Origin of the sequence: Citrobacter sp. C5_2, from assembly GCF_014596845.2 — a bacterium.
Lineage (GTDB): Bacteria > Pseudomonadota > Gammaproteobacteria > Enterobacterales > Enterobacteriaceae > Citrobacter > Citrobacter werkmanii.
This window is the reverse complement of sequence record NZ_CP115032.1, coordinates 3458418-3482722: the sequence shown is the minus strand read 5'-3', so window position 1 is coordinate 3482722 and position 24305 is coordinate 3458418. Positions and strand designations below refer to the sequence as shown.

The following is a 24305-nucleotide window of genomic DNA, read 5'->3' as shown; positions in this document are numbered from 1 at the left end:
ATTATTTGCCGTCGTGCGCATGCTCATCTTCGCGGCAATCGCCTTCGGCGCAGTGGCCATAAAGATAGAGGCTATGGTTGGTTAAGCGAATACCATGTTTAGCCGCAATCTCACGCTGACGCGCTTCAATGGAATCATCGCTGAACTCGACCACTTTGCCGCAGTCGAGGCAAATGAGGTGATCGTGGTGATGCTGTTGAGTCAGTTCGAAGACGGATTTACCACCTTCAAAATTGTGGCGGGTCACGATACCGGCATCATCAAACTGGTTCAGCACACGATACACGGTCGCCAGACCAATTTCTTCACCCATATCGATCAGGCGTTTGTATAAGTCTTCCGCACTGACGTGATGGTTATCCGGTTCCTGAAGAACTTCCAGAATTTTTAAACGAGGAAGCGTTACTTTCAGGCCAGCCTTCTTTAATGCGGTATTGTTGTCAGTCATGCGGAATCTGTCCTGTAGCTAAACGATTCACTTCATTAACAGAAGTGACAGAAATTGCACTTGAGAAATTGCGTATCATTATAGAACTGCCATGGTTAAATGAAAACAGCAAGTCTCTGGCATATATTGTTAATCAAAACGTGGTATCGCCGACAAACACACTGTGCAACACCCGATTGGCATCCAGCCATTGTACAGGGTCAGACGAAAAAGTTACAAATTTGTAGCAATTATTTTGATTGGTTTTATCTATTGATGCGGCGCAGATGAGGATCTGCGCCGCGCGAAATCAGGCATTGATGATTTCGTCGAGGTGCAGTTCTTCTGAGATCTGCTTAACCCATTTTTCTACACGTTCAGCGGTCAGCTCCGGCTGGCGATCTTCATCGATAGCCAGACCGACAAAGTGGTCGTCGTCAGCCAGGCCTTTGGACGCTTCAAAGTGATAACCCGCCGTTGGCCAGTGACCGACGATGGTGGCGCCGCGTGGCTCAATGATGTCGCGAATTGTGCCTAACGCATCGCAGAAATATTCTGCGTAATCTTCCTGGTCGCCGCAGCCGAACAATGCAACCAGTTTGCCGTTAAAATCAATGTCTTCGAGGGTAGGGAAGAAATCGTCCCAGTCACACTGCGCTTCACCGTAGTACCAGGTTGGAATGCCGAGCAGCAGAATGTCATACCCTTCCAGGTCTTCTTTGCTGCTTTTTGCAATGTCATGTACATCGGCAACGTCTTTACCAAGCTGTTTTTGAATCATTTTTGCGATGTTTTCGGTATTACCGGTGTCGCTGCCGAAAAAGATGCCAGTGATTGCCATGAGTAAAATAACCTCTTGAAACTTATTGAAATGGTGGTGGCGCATTGCCCACGGATAAGGGCAATCATAGCAGAACAGTCAGGCATGCGGAAACAGCAAACACGCGGGACTGCACTCTGTGCTACACGATTTATGATTTAGAGCAGAAATTCAGACTATGCCTGACCGCGCAATGCGGTGAGTTGGGTTATCAGCATCTCTTCGATGAGTTCACTGCGACTCATGTTGCGCGCCTCGGCCAGCTCGTTTAACGCGTCAACGGCATCAGCGTTCAGTTTCAGTTCGACACGCTTAAGCCCGCGAACTTTGTCACGTTTAAGCTGATTACGTTTATTTATACGTAACTGTTCATCACGCGAGAGCGGATTAGTTTTGGGTCGTCCCGGGCGACGCTCCTGCGCGAACAGATCTAATGTCGTACGGTCCGTTTGTTCTTTGGCCATGATCTTGGTGACTTCGGGGAAACAATCAGCCAGGCGTCCGCCCGGATGGATAGCGCGCCATAATACATCAGCAGGAGAGGCACGCCAACGCCCACGCGCGTAATCGCGCACGGACGCTGAGTTTTTAATCAGTTAGCCGGTTCGTTAAGATAACGACGGATGGCCCGCAGCACTGCTTCAGGTTTTTCCGCATGTACCCAATGCCCCGCGCCTGCGATAACGTGCGCCCGAGCCTGCGGGAATTGTGCCAGCAGCTGCTCGCGATACGCTTCGGTGACATAAGGGGAGTTACCGCCTGGAATAAACAATGCCGGGTGCTCCCATGCCGGGAGGGTTTGCCAACCGACGATATTGGGATATTGATCCCACAACACAGGAACGTTAAAGCGCCACTCGCCGTCAACAAAGGATTTCAGCAGAAACTGAATAACACCTTCCTCTTGCAGATGCTGGCGCATGACGCTTGCTGCCTGCTGGCGCGAGGACGCTTGTGCCTCGGTTACGGCATTGATTGCCGCAAAAATCTCATCGTGACGGCGCACATGATAGTCAACCGGCGCAATATCAATAGCCACCAGCCGATCAATACGATCAGGGGCTAACGCGGTTAACGCCATGACGGCTTTTCCCCCCATCGAGTGACCAATAAAGATCGCTTTTTCGATCTGTCGATCGTCCAGCGTATCCACCAGGTCTTGCGCCATGGCCGCATAATTCATCTCAGGCGAGCGGGGCGAGAGGCCATGATTTCGCATATCAACCTGGATGATATCGTGATCGACCACCAGGGAGCGTGCCAGGATCCCCAGGTTATCCAGGCTACCAAACAGGCCGTGAACCAGGACGATGGGAGAATTATTGTGCAGGTTTTGCGCAGATTGCGCTCGGATATTCAATTTCATGGCAAAGTTCTTTTTTTCACACTCACGGGTTAGGGTATCATGTTGACCATTCTGCCACAGGGCTGCAACAACTACGGTTACTCCGAGTTTTATCAGCCACCAGGCTTGACGCTATCCGCTGTTGGGATTTGCCTTTACACTACGCGTGTTAACCCAACAACTTGTATTCAGCTAAACACTGCACTGGATTAAGATGAAAACGATTGAAGTTGATGATGAACTCTATAGCTATATTGCCAGCCATACCAAGCATATCGGCGAGAGCGCATCCGACATTTTACGGCGTATGTTGAAATTTTCCGCCGCAGCACAGCCTGTCACTCCGGTAGTAAAAGAAGTCCGCGCTGTGCAACCTGTCGTGGAAGCTAAGCCGGTTAACCCCGTAAAAGATAAAGTGCGCGCGATGCGTGAACTGCTGCTGTCCGATGAATATGCGGAACAGAAGAAAGCAGTAAATCGCTTTATGCTGGTGCTGTCTACACTCTATTCTCTGGATCAAAACGCATTCGCCGAAGCAACGGATTCGTTGCATGGCCGGACGCGCGTTTATTTTGCGGCAGATGAACAGACGCTGCTGAAAAATGGTAATCAAACCAAACCGAAACACGTGCCAGGCACGCCGTACTGGGTGATCACCAATACCAACACCGGCCGTAAATGCAGCATGGTGGAGCACATCATGCAGTCAATGCAATTCCCTGCGGAATTGATTGAAAAGGTTTGCGGAACAATTTAATCCTTGCATTAGAAGGACCAGGCAATGGCAATCCACAACCGTGCAGGTCAACCTGCGCAACAGAGTGATTTGATTAACGTCGCCCAACTGACGGCACAGTACTATGTACTGAAACCAACGGCAGGGAACGCTGAGCACGCCGTCAAGTTCGGTACGTCCGGGCATCGCGGCAGTGCAGGTCGTCATAGTTTTAACGAGCCGCATATTCTGGCTATCGCCCAGGCGATTGCTGAAGAACGTGCGAAAAACGGGATTACTGGCCCGTGCTATGTGGGCAAGGATACCCACGCGCTGTCTGAACCGGCTTTTATCTCTGTGCTGGAAGTGCTGGCGGCGAATGGCGTTGACGTCATCGTGCAGGAAAACAACGGCTTTACGCCAACCCCTGCCGTGTCGAATGCCATCCTGGTCCACAACAAAAAAGGCGGCCCGCTGGCTGATGGCATTGTGATCACGCCGTCCCACAACCCGCCGGAAGATGGTGGCATTAAATACAACCCGCCAAACGGTGGTCCGGCAGATACCAACGTCACCAAAGTGGTGGAAGACAGGGCTAACGCGTTGCTGGCTGACGGTCTGCAAGGCGTGAAGCGTATGTCGCTGGACGCGGCGCTGGCATCGGGTCATGTTAAAGAGCAGGACCTGGTTCAACCGTTTGTGGAAGGACTGGCGGATATCGTCGACATGGCGGCGATCCAGAAAGCGGGTCTGACGCTGGGTGTCGATCCGTTGGGCGGTTCCGGTATCGAATACTGGAAGCGTATTGCGAAGCACTACAACCTGAACCTGACTATCGTTAACGACCACGTTGATCAGACTTTCCGCTTTATGCATCTCGATAAAGACGGCGCAATCCGTATGGACTGCTCCTCCGAGTGCGCGATGGCGGGTCTGCTGGCGCTGCGTGACAAGTTCGATCTGGCCTTTGCCAACGATCCGGACTATGACCGTCACGGTATCGTCACCCCGGCGGGGCTGATGAACCCGAACCACTACCTGGCGGTGGCGATCAACTACCTGTTCCAGCATCGTCCGCAGTGGGGCAAAGATGTTGCCGTCGGTAAGACGCTGGTTTCCTCGGCAATGATTGACCGCGTGGTCAACGATTTGGGTCGTAAGCTGGTGGAAGTGCCGGTCGGTTTTAAATGGTTTGTTGACGGTCTGTTCGATGGCAGCTTTGGCTTTGGTGGTGAAGAGAGCGCGGGCGCTTCTTTCCTGCGTTTCGACGGTACACCGTGGTCGACCGACAAAGACGGCATCATCATGTGCCTGCTGGCGGCAGAAATTACCGCTGTGACCGGTAAGAACCCGCAAGAACACTACAACGAACTGGCTGCTCGCTTCGGCGCGCCGAGCTACAATCGTTTGCAGGCGAGCGCGACCTCTGCGCAGAAAGCGGCGCTGTCTAAGCTGTCTCCGGAAATGGTAAGCGCCAGCACGCTGGCGGGCGACCCGATCACCGCACGTCTGACCGCGGCACCTGGCAATGGTGCTTCCATTGGCGGTCTGAAAGTGATGACTGACAACGGCTGGTTTGCCGCGCGTCCGTCAGGCACGGAAGACGCTTACAAGATCTATTGCGAAAGCTTCCTCGGCGAAGAACACCGCAAACAGATCGAAAAAGAAGCGGTTGAGATCGTCAGCGAAGTGTTGAAAAGCGCGTAAATCCCGGGCCGGATAAGACGCTAACGTCACCATCCGGCATGAATACAAAAGCCGGATAGCATGTATGCTGATCCGGCTTTTTTATTCGACTAGACTTACGGCATAAACCGATAGCCAATCCCGGTTTCGGTCAGAAAATGACGTGGACGAGCCGGGTCCCGCTCCAGTTTCTGGCGCAGGTGTCCCATATAAATTCGCAGATAATGGCTGTGCTCAACGGCGTTCGGCCCCCAGACCTGGTTCAACAGCTGGCGTTGCGTCAGTACCTTCCCGGCATTATTCAGCAGTACCGCTAACAGGCGAAACTCAATCGGCGTCAGATGGATTTCCTCGTCACCACGGTGTACGAGGCGGGCGGCGATATCCACTTTTACGTTGGAAAAATGCACCACCGGTTCGGGAGACGCGCCGCTGGCGTGGCGACGCAATGCCACGCGCAATCGCGCCTGTAGCTCGCCAATACCGAAGGGTTTACTGAGATAGTCATCGGCGCCGGCATCCAGCGCGGCGATTTTATCGCTCTCTTCGCTGCGGGCTGAAAGCACAATTACCGGGATTGCGCTCCATTGCCGCAGGTCGCGAATAAAATCAATGCCGTCGCCGTCTGGCAGGCCGAGATCGAGAATGATGAGATCGGGTTTTCGCGTGGCGGCTTCCAGCAAACCACGTTGTAGCGTTTCCGCTTCATATACACGCAGGCCATCGGCTTCCAGCGCAGTGCGCAGAAAGCGGCGAATGGCCTGTTCATCTTCAACAATCAGTACGTTTGTCACATATCCTCATGAAAATCTTCAAGTTCAGGGGGGATCTCCTGGGGTAGTGTAACACGGAAACATGCCCCCCCCTGGGCACGATTATGGGCGGAAATGCTGCCGCCGTGCACGTCCACAATCGCCTGACAAATGGCCAGTCCCAACCCCACGCCGGGTACCGATGACTCTTTATTTCCTCTGGAAAATTTGTCAAAAACGCGCTGTTCCATACCCGACGGAATACCCGGTCCATTATCCCAGACGTCCAGTAGCAGGTGCTCGCCATCGACGCTGGCGTCAATGCCGATTTGTGCCTGCGGACCCGCGTATTTTACGGCGTTCTCCAGCAGGTTGATCAACACCCGTTCAAAAAGCGGGCCATCGACATGGATCAGCGTCAACGGTTCGGGTAACGACAGGTTAATCGGAGCAGAGAGTCCTGGCTCCAGCATCTGCAGGGCGCTGCCCACCACCTCTTCCAGCGTTAACCACTCCTTCTTAAGATTAAAGCCGCCAGACTGAATTCGCGCCATATCCAACAGATTATTAACCAGTCGGGTGGTATTCAGCACGTGCTGGCGAATCTCACTGGCCTGGCGCGCATGCGGCGAACCTTCACTGGCCAGATCCAGCGTTAAAATCTCTGCCTGACCGAACAGCACCGTCAGCGGCGTGCGCAAATCGTGGGACAGGGCGGCAAGCAACGCATTGCGAATGCTTTCACGCTCGCTGGCAAACCGGGCCTGCTCTTCGCTGGCGGTCAGGGTCAGACGTTCCAGCGCACTGGCGACCAACAGGGTAAAGGTTTCCAGCAGGCGCTGCTGCTCGGGGATCATCAACTGACGCAGATTTCCCGGTTCCACTACCAGTAGCCCATGCGTTTTATCGGCGCTTTTTAGCGGTAAGATTTGGTACGGTACGCCCGGTAAGGTATCCGTGCCCGCGCCAGCCGGTTGCCCTTTGTCAAAACTCCATTGGGCAATGGCATCGTCCCATGGCGTCATGCCCTGTTGATGGGTGAGGGGAGCCAGCTTACCGTGTTCATCAGGTAATAAAACCTGACTGCGGGCCTGAAACGTTGAGGCGATGAACTGTTCACTGGTCGCGGCGATATCCTGCTGGCTCCGTCCAACGGCTAACGCTTTCGACATCTCATACAGATGACGCGTACGCTGTTCCCGATAGCGCGCCACCCGCGCCTGATAACGGACGCCGGCGGTCAGATTACCGATAACCAGCCCGACCGTTAGCATTACTGCAAAAGTAAGCAGGTACTGAACGTCGGAAACGGCCAGCGTCCCACGCGGGGCAATAAAGAAGAGATCGAAGCTGGCGACGTTAATAAAGGTTGCCAGTACGGATGGCCAGCGTCCGTAGAAGAGGGCGATAACCACCACACCCAGTAAATAGAGCATTACCAGGTTAGCGGCATCAAAAGCCATCAGCCACTGCATCGCGATCAGCGTAATGATGGCGCATAGCGCGACGGCAACCACACAACCCTGAATTTGTACCCGCCATTTATCTTTAAAGGTGCGGCTATCCGGAGTGGGTAGCGTCGGGCGTGAAGGCGGTTCGTCCAACGCGACAATCATCAGGTCGAGATCCGGTGCGCGATGGGCCAGTTTGTCGGCAAAGGAATCGCTGCGCCACCAGCGACGCGTTGTCGGACGCCCGAGCACAATTTTTCCCAGATTATGCTCGCGGGCGTAGCGGATTACCGCTTTATCTTCAGCAGGATCGGAAAGCGTGGCGGTTTCCGCGCCCAGCTCCTGGGCCAATCGCAGTGCGCTTAAGATCGCGCGCCGCTGTTTTTCGGGGAGTCGGTGCAGCGCCGGCGTTTCGACATACACCGCATGCCAGACGCTGCCGAGACGCGCCGCCAGTCGCGCGGCGGCGCGCACCAGTTTTTCGCTGCCGGTGTTGTGCCCAATGCACAGCAAAACGGCGTCGCGGGTATGCCAGACTTTTTCTTCCCCTGGACGCCCGCGCCAGGCGCGCATTTGATCGTCCACCCGATCGGCCGTGCGTCGCAAGGCCAGCTCGCGCAGCGCGATCAAATTACCTTTGCGAAAGAAATGCTCGATGGCTCTTTCCGCCTGACCAGCGATATAGACCTTGCCTTCGTTCAGGCGCTGGCGCAAATCATCGGGGGGAAGATCGACCAGCACCACATCGTCAGCGGCATCGAAAAAAGGATCGGGGACGGTTTCGCGCACCTGAATACCAGTGACGCCGCTGACCACATCATTGAGACTTTCCAGATGCTGGACGTTAACGGTGGTAAAGACGTCGATACCGGCTTCCAGCAACTCTTCAATATCCTGCCAGCGCTTTGGATGGCGTGAGCCTGGCGCATTACTGTGCGCCAGTTCATCCATTAAAATGAGCGCCGGACGGCGGGCCAGCGCGGCATCAAGATCGAACTCGTTGATGTGACGACCATGACGCGCATGTCGCTTTAGCGGCAGGATACTGAGACCGTCCAGCAGCGCGGCGGTCTCTTTGCGTCCGTGGGTTTCCACCACGCCAATCAGCACATCTAACCCCTGCGCCCGCAGCCGCTGGGCTTCCGTTAGCATGGCCCAGGTTTTCCCGACGCCCGCGCAGGCGCCGAAGAATATTTTTAGTTTTCCGCGGTGTGGGGCGGTGGTCTGCTCCAACAGGCGATCGGGGTCGGGACGTAAGGGGTCGCTATGCATGTCCTTTTTCTCAGTGCTTATCCAGCGCTAAATTAAGTTCCACCAGGTTCACCACCGGCTGGCCGATAAAACTGACCAGCGGCTTTTGCGTGTATTGTGCAACCAGGCGCGACACCTCTTCAACGCTGAGGTTGCGGGCCTGCGCCACGCGAGGAATTTGCCAGGCCACCGCGGCGGGCGTCAGGTTGTTATCCAGCCCGCTGGCCGACGCGGTTACCAGTTCTAGCGGAACGGCAGGATTAGCCTGTGGATTGGCTGCACGCAGCGCGGCAATCCTGCTTTGCAACTGTTTATCCAGTTCCGGGTTGCTGACGGCCAGGTTACTGCCGCCAGAAGCCATGGGATTATAGGGCATTTCCGCCGTCGCAGACGGACGCCCCTGAAAATAACCGGCGGCGGTAAAATGTTGCCCAATAAGCTCAGAGCCGCGAACAACCTGATCTTCGCGGATCAACGAGCCGTTAGCCTGGTGGGGAAACCACCACTGCCCCAGCGCGGTGGTCAGCAGCGGGTAAGCCCCGCCGGTAATAAGCATCAGGAAAATCAATGTTGATAATGCAGGACGTAATCCACTCATCTGAAACCTCACACCAGACCCAGCAGGGTCAGCAGTAAATCAATCGCTTTAATACCAATAAATGGCACCACCAGACCGCCCAGACCGTAGATCCACAAATTACGGCGCAACATTGCAGATGCGGATAACGGCTTGTAGCTCACGCCTTTAAGCGCCAGTGGGATCAGAAAAATGATGATTAGCGCATTAAAGATAACCGCGCTGAGGATCGCTGAATCCGGCGAATGCAGTCCCATGACGTTAAGCGCATTGAGCTGCGGATAGGTGGCGGCGAACGCGGCCGGGATAATGGCGAAATACTTTGCCACGTCATTGGCGATACTGAAGGTGGTCAGCGAGCCGCGCGTCATCAGCATCTGTTTCCCAATGTGCACCACTTCAATCAGTTTGGTGGGGTTGGAATCGAGATCCACCATGTTGCCAGCTTCCTTCGCCGCCTGGGTCCCGGAGTTCATAGCGACCGCGACATCCGCCTGCGCCAGTGCCGGGGCGTCGTTGGTTCCGTCGCCGGTCATCGCCACCAGACGGCCTTCCGCCTGATACTGACGAATCAGCGCCAGCTTGGCTTCCGGCGTGGCCTCCGCTAAGAAATCATCCACCCCGGCTTCTGCGGCGATCGCGGCGGCGGTCAGGCGGTTATCGCCGGTTATCATCACCGTTTTGATCCCCATTTTGCGCAGTTGGGCAAAACGTTCTTTGATCCCGCCTTTCACAATATCTTTCAGGGCTATCACGCCCAGTACGCGGGAGCCTTCGGCTACCACCAGCGGCGTAGCGCCAAGGCGAGCGACGTTGTCGACCTTCTGCTCGACATCGACCGGGAAGTGACCGCCGTTGGCTTCAACGTGACGACGAATGGCATCGACCGAACCTTTGCGGATCATACGGTTGTCGATGTTGATACCGCTCATCCGGCTTTGCGCGGTAAACGGCACAAAGGTCGCGTGCAGCGATTGCACGTCGCGAATACGCAGATTAAAGCGCTGTTTTGCCAGAATAACGATGCTGCGGCCTTCCGGTGTTTCATCGGCCAGCGATGAAAGCTGTGCGGCATCGGCCAGCGTTTTTTCGTCCACGCCCTGGGCAGGCAGAAAATCTGAAGCCTGACGGTTACCCAGCGTAATAGTGCCGGTTTTATCCAGCAGCAGGACGTCCACGTCACCCGCGGCTTCGACCGCTCGTCCGCTGGTAGCAATGACGTTCGCGCCCAGCATACGGCTCATCCCGGCCACGCCAATGGCAGAAAGCAGACCGCCGATGGTGGTGGGGATCAGACAAACGAGCAGGGCAACCAGTACTGTGACGCTGACTGCGCTGCCGCCCCAGGCGGAAAACGGCCATAGCGTGGCGGTCGCCAACAGAAAGACGATAGTCAGGGCAATCAGCAGGATCGTCAGGGCGATTTCATTGGGGGTTTTACGCCGCTGCGCGCCTTCGACCATGGCGATCATCCGGTCGAGGAATGTTTCGCCGGGGTTTACACTGCATTCGATCACCAGCCAGTCGGAGAGGATGCGGGTCCCGCCGGTGACCGAGGCAAAATCGCCACCGGATTCACGAATGACCGGCGCAGACTCACCGGTAATCGCGCTTTCGTCTACCGATGCGCCACCTTCGATCACCTCGCCGTCACACGGGATAATATCGCCAGCTTCCACCAGCACAATATCGCCTTTACGGAGATCATCGGCAGGGACGTGATCCATGGCCGAGCCGTATTTTGGTTCGCGAAGTTTGCGGGCAAAGGCGGTTTTTTTCACCCCTTTCAGACTGTTCGCCTGTGCTTTACTGCGCCCCTCAGCCAGCGCTTCGGCAAAGTTAGCGAACAGGACGGTGATCCACAGCCACAGACTTATCGCGCCGGTAAACCACGGATTGCCTGGCATATAACCTGTTGCCATCGCCAGCGTTAACAGCGTGGTCAACAGGCTGCCCAGCCAGACGAGAAACATCACCGGATTACGCCATTGGGTATGTGGGCTTAATTTTTTCACGGCATCCATCAGCGCCTGTGCGACCAGAGAAGGTTCGAACAGCGCCAGTTGCTTGCGACTCATAGTAATGTGCTCCGCATCACTCAGTGTAATGACAGGTATTCTGCGACCGGGCCAAGGGCCAGGGCAGGAACAAAGGTGAGAGCGCCAACCAGTAACACCGTACCGATTAACAACCCGACAAACAGCGCGCCGTGGGTGGGTAGCGTGCCAGGGCTGGCAGGCTGGATCTTTTTACTGACCAGCGACCCGGCAATAGCCATCACGGGTACGATCACGCCGAAGCGACCAAAGAACATGCACAGCGCCAGCAGGCAGTTCCAGAACGGGCTATTGGCGCTTAATCCGGCAAAGGCGCTACCGTTGTTGTTCGCAGCAGATGACACGGCATACAGCACTTCACTAAACCCATGTGGACCCGGGTTGAGCATGGCGCTGCGCCCGGCATCGGTCATCATTGCTATTGCTGTGCCAAGCAGGACCAGCGCAGGGGTGACCAGAATCGCCAGCGCGGTCATTTTCATTTCACGCACGTCGATTTTCTTACCCAGGTATTCCGGTGTTCGGCCAATCATCAGCCCGGCGATGAACACAGCCAGCAATACGAACAGCAGCATGCCGTACAGACCTGAACCCACACCGCCGAAGACCACTTCGCCAATTTGCATCAGCCACATCGGCACCATTCCACCGAGTGCGGTAAAAGAGTCATGCATCGCAATCACTGCGCCACAGGATGCCGCCGTTGTGACGACCGCAAACAGACTGCTGACCAGTACGCCAAAGCGGCTCTCTTTGCCCTCCATGTTGATATTGCTATCTGCACCTAACTGCATCAGATGCGGGTTGCCCTGAACTTCGGCCCACATCACGACGGCTACGCAGATGACAAAAATGAGCGACATGGCCCATAACAGGGTCCGGCCCTGACGACGATCGCCCACCACATCGCCAAATGCAAAACACAGCGCAGTAGGAATTAAGAAAATAGCCAGCATCTGTACCAGGTTGGTCAGCGCGGTTGGGTTTTCAAACGGATGTGCTGAGTTAGCGTTAAAGAAACCGCCCCCGTTGGTGCCGAGCATCTTAATCGCTTCCTGCGAAGCGACAGGTCCCATCGGCAGCAACTGTTTCACCCCTTCAAGCGTCGTGATGGGCTGATAGGGCAATACGTTTTGCAGCGCGCCTTGTTGAATAAAAAACAGGGCGATGAGCAGCGCAATCGGCACGAGGATCCACAGCGTAATACGAACCAGATCGACCCAGGCATTACCCAGCGTATCCATGCTCTGGCGCGTAAAGGCACGCGTCAGGGCAAAAATCACCGCAATACCGGTCGCCGCGGACAGGAAGTTCTGCACGGTCAACCCAGCCATCTGGCTGAAGTAGCTTAAAGTGGTTTCACCGGCATAAGATTGCCAGTTGGTATTGGTGACAAAACTCACCGCGGTGTTGAGCGCCAGATGCCATGAAAGTCCTGGAAGCTGCTGAGGATTCAGCGGCAGCAGGTTTTGCGCCATCAGCATCGAAAACAGGACCAGCAGGCCCAGTACATTGAGCGCGAGGATTGCCAGCAGATACTGCCGCCAGTTCATCTCCTGTTGCGAAATGCCCAGACCACGCCAGAGCACACTCTCCACGCCAGCGAGGCCCGGTAGGGACGTATTATTGATGAGTCGGGCCAGCCCAAACCCTAGCGGTCTGGCGATGACAAACAGCACCAGCAAGAAACTGGCAATGAGTAAAAAACCTTGAGCCGCCATCAGAACGCCTCCGCATTAATCAGGGCATACACAAGGTAACCTAATAATAAAAAGACCAGCCCAATGCCGGTTATCACGCCTGCACTCACAGTGCACCTCCAGTGGCATAAATGTGATAACCAGAGCGTAGGTTTTTGCTTGCAAAGATTTCGCAAAAATCGGCGGGCGGGGTGTAAAAAAAGTATAAAAATGGCAAAGACCATTATTTAACTAATGGTTAGTATTAATTTAACTTTTATGTAACTTAATTACGGTTTTAAGCTAAACGGGGCATAAATAGATAAAAATAAGTGGTCGGATGAGTAGTAAAATTACACACAAGGCGGTATTATTTTCATCAGTTAACCAACTTTATTTTTCCGGTGCGATTCACCGAACAGTTATATGGGAGAGGATTATGGACTTTTATAAAGAATATCCAGCACACATTGTTTTCTTACGCCGTACCTTTGCCGTAGTGGCGGGCGTACTGGCGCTGCCGGTCATGCTGTTCTGGAAAGACCGTGCCCGTTTTTACAGCTACCTGCATCGCGTCTGGTCTAAAACCAGTGATAAGCCGGTGTGGATGGAGCAGGCTGAAAAAGCCACCTGCGATTTCTATTGATAATTTATGAATCCTAAAAGCCGCTGATATCAGCGGCTTTTTTGCTCATGATAGCTACACTTATCTCAGGAATGAAAAGGAGCGATCATGAGCGAGAAAATCCCTGTTGGTATCAGTGCCTGTCTGTTGGGGGAAGCGGTTCGCTATGATGGAGGGCATAAGCGCCTGGCCTTTGCTGTAGAAGACCTGTCGCCGTGGGTCGCGTTTGAACCCGTATGCCCTGAAATGGGGATCGGGTTACCGGTCCCACGACCTGCGCTGCATCTGGTCAAAGAGGGCGAGGCTGTCTCCCTGCGTTTTAGTGATAAGCGCGAGGGGGATTTGACCGACGCAATGACGGCTTTTAGTCAGCGACAAAGCGATCGTCTGGTGCATTTGTGCGGCTATATCGTCTGTGCGAAATCACCCAGTTGCGGTATGGAACGGGTGCGAGTCTACGACGCGGAAGGCAAAAACAACCGTAAAGCCGGACGAGGGATCTTTACGTCTGTGCTGATGTCGACGTTACCCTGGCTTCCCGTGGAAGAGGACGGGCGTTTGAACGACCCGCAGATTCGGGAAAATTTTGTTGAGCGTATTTATGCTTTGCACGAGCTCAACAGTATCCGCCAGCAAGGGTTAACGCGCGGCGCATTAATCGATTATCACAGTCGTTACAAGCTATTACTGTTGGCCCATTCCCAGCCGGACTATCTCGCTCTCGGGCGTTTTGTCGCGGCGATTGGCGAATGGCAAGATTTGCAGGCCTATTTTGTCGAGTATCGCTTAAGGCTGATGAGTTTGCTGGCGCATCTTCCCTCCCGGCGCAACCATACCAACGTGCTGATGCATGTCCAAGGGTATTTTCGTACGCAATTAAATTCTCGTCAGCGACAAGAGCTGGCCTCTCTCATTGACAGTTATCGACGTGCGACTCAACCGCTGCTTGCGCCAATAACATTACTCAAACACTATATGGCGGAATACCCGGATGCTTATCTTTCCGGGCAGCGCTATTTCAATCCCTGGCCAGAGGCTCTGCGTTTGCGCTACGGGCGTTAATTTTTTTCTTCAGGAGTGTTATGACCACCCATTTGGTCTGGTTTCGGCGTGATTTACGTCTGCACGACAACCTCGCGCTGGCGGCGGCTTGTCGGGATCGTTCTGCGCAGGTGCTGGCGTTATATATATCTACCCCCGGGCAGTGGAAGGCCCACGATATGGCCCCGCGTCAGGCGGCATTTGTCAACGCGCAGTTGAATGCGTTACAAACGGCGCTGGCAGAAAAAGGCATCCCTTTACTGTTTCATGAAGTGGCTGATTTTGCGGCCAGCGTGGACACCGTCAAACGTGTCTGCCTGCAGCATGACGTCAGTCGATTATTTTATAACTATCAATATGAAATAAACGAACGACAGCGTGATGCAAACGTAGAGAAATCATTACCCCAGGTGGTGTGCGAAGGGTTTGATGACAGCGTGATCCTGCCTCCTGGAGCGGTGATGACCGGCAATCATGAGATGTATAAAGTGTTCACGCCGTTTAAAAATGCCTGGCTGAAGCGGATTAAAGACGGTATTCCAGAATGTGTGAGCGCGCCAAAAATGCGAGAAAGCGGCGCTCTTGACGCACCGTTAACATCAATAACGCTGAGCTATCCGCAGCAAGATTTTGATGCCCAAAGGTTTGTGGCAGAGGAAAAATTGGCCATCGCGCAATTACGCCAGTTTTGCCAGCAGGCTGCGGGAAAATACGAACAGCAGCGTGATTTTCCCGCGATTGACGGGACCAGTCGATTATCCGCAAGCCTGGCGACAGGCGGGTTATCGCCGCGCCAATGCCTGAATCGACTGCTCGCAGAGCAGCCGCAGGCGCTTGAGGGCGGGGCGGGCAGCGTCTGGCTGAACGAGCTTATCTGGCGTGAATTTTATCGTCATCTGATGACGTATCATCCGGCGCTGTGTCGGTATCAACCCTTTATCCGCTGGACCGATCGCGTGCAATGGCAGAATAACCCGACGCATTTGCAGGCCTGGCAAACGGGTCAAACGGGTTACCCGATTGTGGATGCGGCGATGCGTCAGCTCAACGCCACGGGCTGGATGCATAATCGTTTACGCATGATTACGGCCAGTTTTTTAGTAAAAGACCTGCTGATCGACTGGCGTAAAGGGGAGCAGTATTTCATGTCGCAACTGATCGATGGCGACCTGGCGGCCAATAACGGCGGCTGGCAGTGGGCCGCATCCACCGGAACCGATGCCGCACCGTATTTCCGCATATTTAACCCCACGACGCAGGGCGAAAAATTTGACCGTGACGGTGAGTTTATCCGCCAGTGGCTGCCGGAATTGCGCGATGTGCCGGGTAAAGCCATCCATGAGCCGTGGTCGTGGGCGGAAAAAGCGCAGGTGACGCTCAACTATCCTCGCCCGATTGTCGATCATAAGCAGGCCAGACTGGCTACGCTGGCGGCATATGAGGCGGCGCGAAAAGGGTAAAGGCAGGGTGGATTTCTGCGTAATGACTTCCAGCAAAATGAATTTGTTGCAGTTGGGCGCGTTTAGCGCTGAAGTGTGCGCGCAAGGTTGTTAATGCCCTGATGCAGATGCTTTTATCTGGCAGTAAAGTTCCGTCATCTTCATTCGGGTGATGGAACTTGATGACAATGCCAACAACCTCCACACCGCACGACGCGGTATTTAAAACGTTTTTACATCATCCCGAAACGGCGCGGGATTTTCTCGACATTCACCTGCCAACTGAACTGCGGATGCTTTGCGATTTGAATTCGCTGAAGCTGGAGTCAGAAAGCTTTATTGAAGCAGATTTACGTTCGCGCTACTCCGACGTGCTCTGGTCTTTGCACACACGCAACGGTGACGGTTATGTCTATGTGGTGATAGAGCATCAAAGTTCAGCTGAGCCGCATATGGCTTTTCGTCTGTTGCGTTATGCGATGGCGGCGATGCAGCGTCATCTGGACGCAGGGCATAAGGAACTGCCTCTGGTGATACCGATGCTCTTTTATCATGGCTGTCGAAGCCCCTATCCGTACTCATTGTGCTGGCTGGATGCCTTTGCTGACCCCGTGGCGGCAAGACAGCTTTATTCCAGCGCATTTCCGTTGGTAGACATAACGGTGGTACCCGATGATGAGATCATGGCTCACAGACGAATGGCGCTGCTGGAATTAATGCAAAAACATATCCGTCAGCGGGATTTGCTGGGGCTGGTAGAGCAACTGGCCACGTTGCTACTTACTGGATGCGCTAATGACACGCAATTACAGGCGATGTTTAATTACATCCTACAATCTGGCGACGAATCTCGTTTTAATGAATTTATGCAGGAGATAGCGCAACGGATCCCCCAACATAAGGAGAGGCTGATGACTATTGCAGAGCGGTTACGGTTAGATGGATTACAGGAAGGGTTACAGCAGGGATTACAGCAGGGATTACAGCAGGGATTACAGCAGGGTAAACAAGAAGCCGCATTACGTATAGCGCAAACCATGCTGGAGCAAGGTATAGATCGCACAATGGTGCTACTGGTTACAGGTCTTACTGAAGAGGAACTCGCAGCAATTCATGCATAATTACCTGAAAAAACAGGCCCGAATCTTATCACATCATCGGGCCTGTACACTCAGGACTCTACCGCTAACGCACGGTTTCTGAATTTCAGCGACTGGTACAGCCAAATCAGCAGCACCAGTACCACACAGGCCAGTGCGCCCCAGGTAATTTCGCTAAAGACGTCGATATAGGCATTGATGGAATAGTTGATGGCGCCGGCAGCGTCAAACGAACCTTGTGACGTCTGGTCGGCGATCACCCCAGCCAGGTAGTTGGCGATTGCGCCGGAGAGCAGCATATAAATGCCGGTTAATACACCGGTTACTCCGGGGATCTCAATGCGGGTAATTTGCGACATTGCCACCGGGTCGATAAACAGTTCCGCAAAGCCCATGACCGCCAGCCCCAATACCATCAGCGGCATGGAAGAGTGGCCGTAAGCGGCGGACCAGCGGGCGCTTAAGGTCAGAATACAAAAACCGGCGCTCATTAAACCGAGACCAAGGGCAAATTTGCCCCAGATGCGTACGGTGCGATTGCCGCCTACGCTCTCTTTGACCACCCATGCCAGCACGATACCGCACAGCATAACCGCAAAGGCGTTAACCGACTGGAACATCGCGGTGGGTACGGAATACCCCATAATGTCGCGATTAACAAAGCGGTCGATATACAGGCTGATTGAGCTACCGCCCTGTTGAGCAAAGGCCCAGAACAGCAGGCTAAAGAAGGTCAGCGTGACGATGAGCCCCAGCTCTTTGCGTTGCTTCTGGGTTTGCGCCTGGCGGTAAATCTTCGCCAGAACCGCCAGACCGATAACAGTAGCAACGATCAGGGCGTACACGGACCACTCTTTCCAGAACAAGACAGTAATCAGCAGTGGGGCGGCAACCAGCAGAACTAACAACCAGGCCCAGTTCGGCAACATGTATTTTTTCGCGCGCAGGACGGCCTTATTGACGCCGGTGGTATGGGCGAAATGGCGATTACCACATAAGAAAATCACCAGCCCTGCCAGCATGCCGATAGCGGCCAGCGCAAAACCCATCGCCCAACTGTACTCTTCCTGCACATAGCCACAGGCTATCGGGGCAATGATTGAACCGATGTTGCCGGCGGCGTAGAGCAGAGAGAATCCACCGTCGCGGCGGGGATCTTCAGGCTGATACAGTTCACCCAGCAGGCAACTGACGTTGGATTTAAACAGACCGTAGCCACAGACGATAATCGCTAGCGATAAATAAAGGAATGCCGGGGCCATTTCGCTGGCGCCCAACACCAGATGCCCCACCGCCATCAAAAATGTGCCGATCATCACCGCCATCCGGTTGCCGAGCACTTTATCTGCCAGATACCCTCCGAGAATGGGTGTGACGTAGACCAGCGAGCAGTAGGCGCTGAACAGTTCATAAGCGTGATTATCGTCGTACTTAAGCTGGTTAGTGAGATACAGAATCAGCAGCGCACGCATACCGTAAAAACTGAAATATTCCCAAATTTGTAGCGCGACAACGTAATAAATCGCCCGCGGTTGAGATGCTTGTTTATTCATTGTTTTCTCGAAGTAAATGTCTCGCAACAGGTTGAATGTGCTGTGCGAGCGTGTTTCCTTAAAGTTGTAACTTTGATACAGATCTGATTATTTTTGCAATATGCTGTCTGATTGCATAAATATACATGAATTAGATCGCGTGGTGGTATGCAAATTACGTTCTACAGTGGTGTGATTGTTTCTTAATGTGTCAATGAAATGACTATCGACGAACGCAGGCGAGGACGCTATTTTAACCTAAGCTGTGTTGCTGATTGGGCAGGCAGAACTTATGACAACGAGGACGATGATGAAAAACACCGAACTGGAACAACTGATCAATGACAAACTGAACAGCGCCGCCATTAGCGACTATGCGCCGAACGGTTTGCAGGTTGAGGGCAAAGAGACGGTGCATAAAATCGTGACCGGCGTGACCGCAAGCCAGGCGCTGCTGGACGAGGCGGTGCGCCTGCAGGCCGATGCGGTCATCGTTCATCACGGTTATTTCTGGAAAGGCGAATCTCCGGTGATTCGCGGCATGAAGCGCCATCGTCTGAAAACGCTGTTGGAAAATGATATTAACCTGTATGGCTGGCATCTGCCGCTGGATGCCCATCCGGAACTAGGCAATAACGCGCAGCTTGCCGCGCTATTGGGGATTACCGTGATGGGGGAAATTGAGCCGCTGGTACCGTGGGGTGAACTCTCTATGCCGGTTCCAGGGCTGGAGCTGGCGTCGTGGATTGAAGCGCGTCTGGGCCGTAAACCGTTATGGTGCGGTGATACCGGGCCGGAAAAGGTGCAACGCGTCGCGTGGTGTACGGGGGGCGGTCAAAGCTTCATTGATAGCGCAGCCCGGTTTGGCGTCGATGCCTTTATCACCGGTGAGGTTTCAGAGCAAACCATTCACTCTGCCCGCGAACAGGGGCTGCATTTTTATGCTGCCGGTCACCATGCGACCGAACGGGGCGGGATTCGCGCATTAAGCGAATGGCTGAATGAAAATACCGATCTGGATGTCACTTTTATTGATATTCCTAACCCAGCGTAATAAAGAGGGACCAAAGTGCAGCGAGCGCGTTGTTATCTGTTAGGTGAGACTGCGGTAGTTCTGGAACTGGAACCGCCCATTACGCTGGCGACTCAAAAACGTATCTGGCGTCTGGCCCAGCGTCTGGTTGATGCTCCGAATGTACGTGAAGCGATTCCAGGAATGAACAATATCACGGTGATCTTGCGTGACCCACAAACGCTGGCGCTGGATGCGATTGAACGCCTGCAGCGCTGGTGGGAAGAGAGCGAAGCGCTGGAACCGGATTCGCGTTTTATTGAAATTCCCGTGACTTATGGCGGTGAGTTTGGTCCCGATCTGGCAGAGGTCGCCCGGCACAGTGGATTAAGCGACAAGCAGGTTGTTGAACTTCATGCGTCAGTTGACTATGTGGTGTGGTTTATTGGTTTTCAGCCAGGGTTCCCCTATCTGGGGAGCTTACCTGAACCACTCCATACCCCCAGACGGTCAGAACCGCGTCTGCTTGTTCCGGCAGGTTCTGTAGGTATCGGTGGATCGCAAACGGGGGTCTATCCGCTTGCCACGCCCGGCGGATGGCAATTGATTGGGCGTACCTCCGTGTCGTTATTTGATCCAAAACGAGAAGAGCCGATCCTGTTGCGCGCTGGGGATACCGTGCGTTTTGTTCCGCAGAAGGAGGGGGTATGTTAAACATCATTCGTGCGGGCATGTACACCTCGGTCCAGGACGGCGGACGCCACAATTTTCGTCAATCCGGCATCAGCCACTGCGGCGCGCTGGATAAACCGGCGTTAAACGTTGCTAACCTGCTGGTGGGAAATGATGCGAATGCCGCTGCGCTGGAAATCACGCTGGGGCAACTGGTAGTCGAATTTGAAGCTGATGGTTGGTTTGCCCTGACCGGCGCCGGATGCGAAGCGCATCTGGATCGTGCTCCTGTGTGGAGTGGGTGGCGACTGCCGGTGAAAGCGGGACAGCGACTGACGCTAAAACGTCCACATCATGGTATGCGTAGTTATCTGGCGGTTGCGGGCGGATTTGATGTTCCCGAAGTCATGGGCTCGCGCAGCACCGATCTTAAAGTCGGCATTGGCGGGCTGGAGGGGCGTCTGCTGCGTGATGGCGATCGGCTGGCGATTGGGGCATCTACCCGGCAATTCAGCGGACCTCAGGGGGTAAAACAGCTGATGTGGGGAAACCACATTCGCGCGCTGCCTGGGCCTGAATACCAGGAATTTGACGAGGTCTCGCAGGCGTCTTTCTGGCGTTCGCCGTGGCAGCTTAGCCCGCAAAGCAACCGGATGGGCTATCGCCTGCAGGGGCAGCCGTTGACGCGTATGACCGATCGCGAGTTGCTGTCGCATGGCTTACTCCCCGGCGTGGTGCAGGTTCCGCATAATGGTCAACCGATCGTGCTGATGAACGATGCCCAGACGACGGGCGGTTATCCGCGCATCGCCTGTATCATCGAAGCGGATATGTACCATCTGGCGCAGATCCCGCTCGGTCAGCCGATTCATTTTGTGCAGTGTTCGCTGGAGGAAGCGCTTAAGGCGCGCCACGATCAGCAGCGTTACCTGCAACAGTTAACATGGCGACTTAATAATGAAAATTGATCTCAACGCAGACCTCGGTGAGGGCTGTGCTAACGATGCAGCGCTGCTGCAACTGGTGTCGTCAGCTAATATCGCCTGTGGATTTCACGCCGGTGATGCGCAAACCATGCTTTTAAGCGTGCGTGAAGCGCTAAAAAATGGCGTGGCGGTAGGCGCACATCCGAGCTTTCCGGATCGGGAGAATTTTGGCCGTAGCGCCATGACTCTGCCTGTGGAAACGGTTTATGCGCAGACGCTGTATCAAATTGGCGCGCTGGCAGCCATTACGCGCGCGGAAGGCGGCGTGATGCGTCATGTGAAACCCCACGGTATGCTTTATAACCAGGCGGCAAAAGATCCACAGTTGGCGGATGCGATTGCGAAAGCGGTGCATGCCTGCGATCCCTCGCTGGTTCTGGTGGGGCTGGCGGGAAGCGAACTGATTCGCGCCGGGGAACATTATGGCCTGGTGACGCGTCAGGAGGTTTTTGCCGATCGGGGTTACCAGGCTGACGGCAGTCTGGTTCCGCGTAGCCAGCCTGGCGCATTGATTGAGGATGAAGAGCAGGCGCTGGCGCAAACGCTAGAAATGGTGCTATCCGGTAGAGTAAAAAGCCAAAGCGGAACATGGGCGAACGTGACGGCCCAGACGGTATGCATTCATGGGGATGGCGAGCACGCACTCGCTTTTGCCCGTCGCTTGCGCAGCGCATTCGAAGCATGCAATATTCAAATTAGCGCATAATTTTTTCATAGAAAACAATAATATATTACACAACAACATAAGGGATTTAATTATGGGAGAGGTCATTTCTCTCTGGCCATTGACGGGTATCGCCGTCATTGTGGTCGGATTTCTTTTACGTTTTAACCCGGTATTGGTGGTCATTATTGCCGGGATCGTCACCGGACTGGCGGCGCATATGCCAATCGCTACCATTCTGGAAAAGCTGGGTGAGGGATTTCTCAACACCCGCAACCTGCCGTTTATCCTGCTGATCCCCCTGGCGGTTATTGGTCTGCTGGAGCGTCACGGACTCAAAGAGCGCGCTCAGGCGTGGATTGCCAAAATCCGCAGCGCCACCAGCGGCCGTCTGCTCATTGTCTATCTGTTTATTCGTGAGGCGACCGCCGCCTTAGGACTGACCAGCCTGGGGGGACATCCGCAGATGGTGCGTCCGCTGCTGGCGCCAATGGCGGAAGGGGCCGCCGAGAAAAACCACGGTGAGATACCGGGCGCGGTTCGTTATCGTCTGCGCGCCATGTCTGCCGCGACTGATAACGTTGGGCTGTTTTTCGGTGAAGATATCTTTGTTGCCTTCGGTGCCATCATATTCATGCACAATTTTATGCTGGAATCGGGCGGGATCCAGACCGAACCGCTGCATATCGCCCTGTGGGGGATCCCGACGGCAATTTGCGCCTTCCTGATCCACGGCACGCGTCTGTGGCGGCTGGATAGCTATTTGCAGCGTGAAGTGGCGAAAGCGAATGCCGCAGCGAAAGGGGAAGCGAAATGAATTTTCAGCAAAGCTATCTCTACTGGCTGGCAGGCGCGGTATTACTGATTGTGGCGCTGATGTCCTGGCGGGATAAGGCTAACCCGCGTCGCTTAACTACCGGTCTGTTTTGGGGCCTGTACGGCGTTCTCTTTCTGCTTGGCGACTGGACATACTCGCTGTTTGGCGATAAACGCGCGGTGCATATTGCCGTCGGCGTCGCGGTGGTCATACTGGCCCTGATCGCCGGTTTCGGCGGCGTAAAGCTGGGAAGCTACCATCAACGAACGCAGCAACAGCGCGAAGAGAGCGCCAGTCGTCTGGGTAATCGCCTGTTTTTCCCGGCGCTGGCGATCCCGGTGGTAACCGTTATTGGCGTACTGATGTTCAACCATATTCCGGGTTTACAGGATGCGCTGTTTGGGCCGGGTAATCATGCCACGCTGGTGACGCTCTTTTCGATGACCGCAGGTTCGTTGATTGGTCTGGCGATGGCGATCAAAATGACCCATGAGCGGGTGCATCAGCCGATTCAGGAGGCACGCCGACTGCTGGACTCCATCGGTTGGGCATTCATCCTGCCGCAGATCCTGGCCACGCTCGGACTGTTGTTCACTGCGGCGGGCGTCGGCAGCGGCATTTCATATCTGACCCAGGAATATCTGGCGGTGGATAGCCGTTTTATCGCGGTGGCGGTGTACACCATTGGTATGGCCTTGTTGACGATGGTGATGGGCAATGCGTTTGCCGCTTTCCCGATCGTGACCGCGGGAATCGGTATTCCGATCCTCGTACTGCAACACGGTGGTAACCCGGCGGTGATGGCGGCGATTGGTATGTTCTCCGGCTATTGCGGAACATTGATGACGCCAATGGCGGCGAACTTCAATATTGTGCCTGCGGCGCTGCTGGAGCTACCAGACAAAAACGCGGTGATTAAAGCGCAGGTGCCAACCGGCATACTGCTGCTGTTGGTTAACGTTTTTCTGATGTATTTCCTGATGTTCCTGTAAGGAGGAAGGATGAAAACAGTACTCATCACGGGATTTGAACCCTTTGGCGGCGAGTCAGTTAACCCTTCCTGGGAAGTGGTCTCGGGTCTCGACAATGCTATCATCGATGGATGCCGTGTCGTTGCCCGCCAGTTGCCGTGCGTCTTTGGCGAGTCTCTCTCCGTACTCAATGCCGCGATTGACGCATTGTCGCCATCGCTGGTGCTGGCGGTCGGGCAGGCGGGTGGCCGAACGGATATCACCGTGGAGCGCGTAGCGATCAATGTTGACGATGCGCGTATTGCGGATAATCAGGGGCAACAGCCGATTGATGTACCGATTGTGGCCGATGGCCCTGCGGCGTGGTTCAGCACATTGCCGATCAAAGCGATGGTTGTCGCCATGCGCAACGCGGGAATTCCGGCCTCGGTTTCTCAGACGGCGGGTACCTTCGTGTGTAACCACGTGATGTATGGCCTGCTGCATAAATTACGCGACGTGCCGGCAGTGAAGGGCGGTTTTATTCATATTCCTTATCTGCCACAACAGGCCGCGCAGCACCCCGGTGCGCCAAGTATGGCGGCGGAAACAGTACGTCGGGCGCTGGAGGTCGCGATTGCCACCGCATTGCAGTTGGAAAGCGATATCGCGGTGACAGGCGGCGCAACACATTAACAAAGGACAGT

At 54.5% G+C, this 24305-nt stretch carries 24 protein-coding genes; 13 read left to right on the top strand and 11 right to left on the bottom strand.

What is annotated here, in order from left to right:
* Position 1: 1 nt before the first annotated feature.
* The 4 genes from fur to ybfF all read right to left on the bottom strand — a co-directional run bounded on the left by fur (position 2) and on the right by ybfF (position 2613).
* Positions 2 to 448 carry a ferric iron uptake transcriptional regulator gene (gene fur / locus ICA20_RS17050; RefSeq protein ID WP_003022836.1) on the bottom strand — a complete coding sequence of 149 codons (447 nt, stop codon included), beginning with the start codon at positions 446 to 448 and terminating at the stop codon, positions 2 to 4.
* Between the two features lie 289 nt (positions 449 to 737).
* On the bottom strand, positions 738 to 1268 hold the full coding sequence (gene fldA / locus ICA20_RS17045) for a flavodoxin FldA (protein ID WP_003022839.1): 531 nt from the start codon (positions 1266 to 1268) through the stop codon (positions 738 to 740).
* 155 nt (positions 1269 to 1423) lie between these two features.
* Positions 1424 to 1711, bottom strand: coding sequence for a LexA regulated protein (gene ybfE, locus ICA20_RS17040; RefSeq protein WP_038643079.1), 288 nt, complete (start codon positions 1709 to 1711; stop codon positions 1424 to 1426).
* Positions 1712 to 1839: 128 nt separating this feature from the next.
* Complete coding sequence (ybfF, locus tag ICA20_RS17035) at positions 1840 to 2613, bottom strand: esterase (RefSeq protein WP_038638825.1); 774 nt, start codon at positions 2611 to 2613, stop codon at positions 1840 to 1842.
* A gap of 193 nt (positions 2614 to 2806) precedes the next feature.
* Here ybfF and seqA point away from each other — a divergent pair, with 193 nt between their 5' ends.
* A complete protein-coding gene (gene seqA / locus ICA20_RS17030) occupies positions 2807 to 3349 on the top strand; it encodes a replication initiation negative regulator SeqA (protein WP_038638828.1) in 543 nt (180 codons plus the stop codon).
* 24 nt (positions 3350 to 3373) lie between these two features.
* A complete protein-coding gene (pgm, locus tag ICA20_RS17025; RefSeq protein WP_038638831.1) occupies positions 3374 to 5014 on the top strand; it encodes a phosphoglucomutase (alpha-D-glucose-1,6-bisphosphate-dependent) in 1641 nt (546 codons plus the stop codon).
* A gap of 95 nt (positions 5015 to 5109) precedes the next feature.
* Here pgm and kdpE read toward each other — a convergent pair whose 3' ends face one another.
* Genes kdpE through kdpF form a run of 6 tightly spaced genes read right to left on the bottom strand, consistent with a single transcriptional unit; the run spans position 5110 to position 12891 of the window.
* The gene (gene kdpE / locus ICA20_RS17020) at positions 5110 to 5787 is read right to left on the bottom strand and encodes a two-component system response regulator KdpE (RefSeq protein ID WP_038638835.1); all 678 of its coding nucleotides are present in this window, start codon (positions 5785 to 5787) and stop codon (positions 5110 to 5112) included.
* Positions 5784 to 8468: a two-component system sensor histidine kinase KdpD gene (gene kdpD / locus ICA20_RS17015; protein ID WP_038638838.1), complete on the bottom strand. Its 2685-nt coding sequence runs from the start codon at positions 8466 to 8468 to the stop codon at positions 5784 to 5786. The genes kdpE and kdpD overlap by 4 nt, the downstream gene beginning before the upstream one ends.
* Before the next feature lie 10 nt (positions 8469 to 8478).
* Positions 8479 to 9045, bottom strand: a complete 567-nt coding sequence (gene kdpC / locus ICA20_RS17010; protein ID WP_038638841.1) for a potassium-transporting ATPase subunit KdpC — start codon at positions 9043 to 9045, stop codon at positions 8479 to 8481.
* An 8-nt stretch (positions 9046 to 9053) separates the two neighbouring features.
* A complete protein-coding gene (kdpB, locus tag ICA20_RS17005) occupies positions 9054 to 11102 on the bottom strand; it encodes a potassium-transporting ATPase subunit KdpB (RefSeq protein WP_038638844.1) in 2049 nt (682 codons plus the stop codon).
* Positions 11103 to 11122: 20 nt separating this feature from the next.
* Positions 11123 to 12802, bottom strand: coding sequence for a potassium-transporting ATPase subunit KdpA (gene kdpA, locus ICA20_RS17000; RefSeq protein WP_038638846.1), 1680 nt, complete (start codon positions 12800 to 12802; stop codon positions 11123 to 11125).
* Positions 12802 to 12891: a K(+)-transporting ATPase subunit F gene (gene kdpF, locus ICA20_RS16995; protein WP_077949339.1), complete on the bottom strand. Its 90-nt coding sequence runs from the start codon at positions 12889 to 12891 to the stop codon at positions 12802 to 12804. Before kdpF ends, kdpA begins: the two co-directional genes overlap by 1 nt.
* 308 nt (positions 12892 to 13199) lie before the next feature.
* Between kdpF and ICA20_RS16990 the strand changes: the two genes are divergently transcribed.
* From ICA20_RS16990 to ICA20_RS16975, 4 genes are all read left to right on the top strand, one after another.
* Entirely contained in the window at positions 13200 to 13406 is a 207-nt protein-coding gene (locus ICA20_RS16990) for a YbfA family protein (protein WP_003022870.1), read from the top strand.
* A gap of 87 nt (positions 13407 to 13493) precedes the next feature.
* On the top strand, positions 13494 to 14447 hold the full coding sequence (locus ICA20_RS16985; protein WP_038638852.1) for a 2-thiouracil desulfurase family protein: 954 nt from the start codon (positions 13494 to 13496) through the stop codon (positions 14445 to 14447).
* Between the two features lie 20 nt (positions 14448 to 14467).
* Complete coding sequence (phrB, locus tag ICA20_RS16980; RefSeq protein ID WP_038638854.1) at positions 14468 to 15886, top strand: deoxyribodipyrimidine photo-lyase; 1419 nt, start codon at positions 14468 to 14470, stop codon at positions 15884 to 15886.
* Positions 15887 to 16047: 161 nt separating this feature from the next.
* Positions 16048 to 16986, top strand: coding sequence for an Rpn family recombination-promoting nuclease/putative transposase (locus ICA20_RS16975; protein WP_038638856.1), 939 nt, complete (start codon positions 16048 to 16050; stop codon positions 16984 to 16986).
* 50 nt (positions 16987 to 17036) lie between these two features.
* Here the strand turns inward: ICA20_RS16975 and dtpD are convergent, their stop codons facing one another.
* Positions 17037 to 18518, bottom strand: a complete 1482-nt coding sequence (gene dtpD, locus ICA20_RS16970) for a dipeptide permease DtpD (RefSeq protein WP_038638859.1) — start codon at positions 18516 to 18518, stop codon at positions 17037 to 17039.
* 289 nt (positions 18519 to 18807) lie between these two features.
* On the opposite strand from dtpD, the gene ybgI reads away from it, so the two are divergent.
* Genes ybgI through pcp form a run of 7 tightly spaced genes read left to right on the top strand, consistent with a single transcriptional unit; the run spans position 18808 to position 24294 of the window.
* Positions 18808 to 19551: a radiation resistance protein YbgI gene (gene ybgI / locus ICA20_RS16965; RefSeq protein WP_016152273.1), complete on the top strand. Its 744-nt coding sequence runs from the start codon at positions 18808 to 18810 to the stop codon at positions 19549 to 19551.
* A gap of 15 nt (positions 19552 to 19566) precedes the next feature.
* A complete protein-coding gene (pxpB, locus tag ICA20_RS16960; RefSeq protein ID WP_038638862.1) occupies positions 19567 to 20223 on the top strand; it encodes a 5-oxoprolinase subunit PxpB in 657 nt (218 codons plus the stop codon).
* On the top strand, positions 20217 to 21149 hold the full coding sequence (gene pxpC, locus ICA20_RS16955; RefSeq protein ID WP_038638865.1) for a 5-oxoprolinase subunit PxpC: 933 nt from the start codon (positions 20217 to 20219) through the stop codon (positions 21147 to 21149). Before pxpB ends, pxpC begins: the two co-directional genes overlap by 7 nt.
* Positions 21139 to 21873, top strand: coding sequence for a 5-oxoprolinase subunit PxpA (gene pxpA / locus ICA20_RS16950; RefSeq protein ID WP_038638868.1), 735 nt, complete (start codon positions 21139 to 21141; stop codon positions 21871 to 21873). The genes pxpC and pxpA overlap by 11 nt, the downstream gene beginning before the upstream one ends.
* Before the next feature lie 52 nt (positions 21874 to 21925).
* Entirely contained in the window at positions 21926 to 22648 is a 723-nt protein-coding gene (locus ICA20_RS16945; RefSeq protein WP_003831395.1) for a DUF969 domain-containing protein, read from the top strand.
* On the top strand, positions 22645 to 23640 hold the full coding sequence (locus ICA20_RS16940; RefSeq protein WP_038638872.1) for a DUF979 domain-containing protein: 996 nt from the start codon (positions 22645 to 22647) through the stop codon (positions 23638 to 23640). The genes ICA20_RS16945 and ICA20_RS16940 overlap by 4 nt, the downstream gene beginning before the upstream one ends.
* Positions 23641 to 23649: 9 nt before the next feature.
* The gene (gene pcp, locus ICA20_RS16935; protein WP_038638875.1) at positions 23650 to 24294 is read left to right on the top strand and encodes a pyroglutamyl-peptidase I; all 645 of its coding nucleotides are present in this window, start codon (positions 23650 to 23652) and stop codon (positions 24292 to 24294) included.
* Positions 24295 to 24305: the final 11 nt, after the last annotated feature.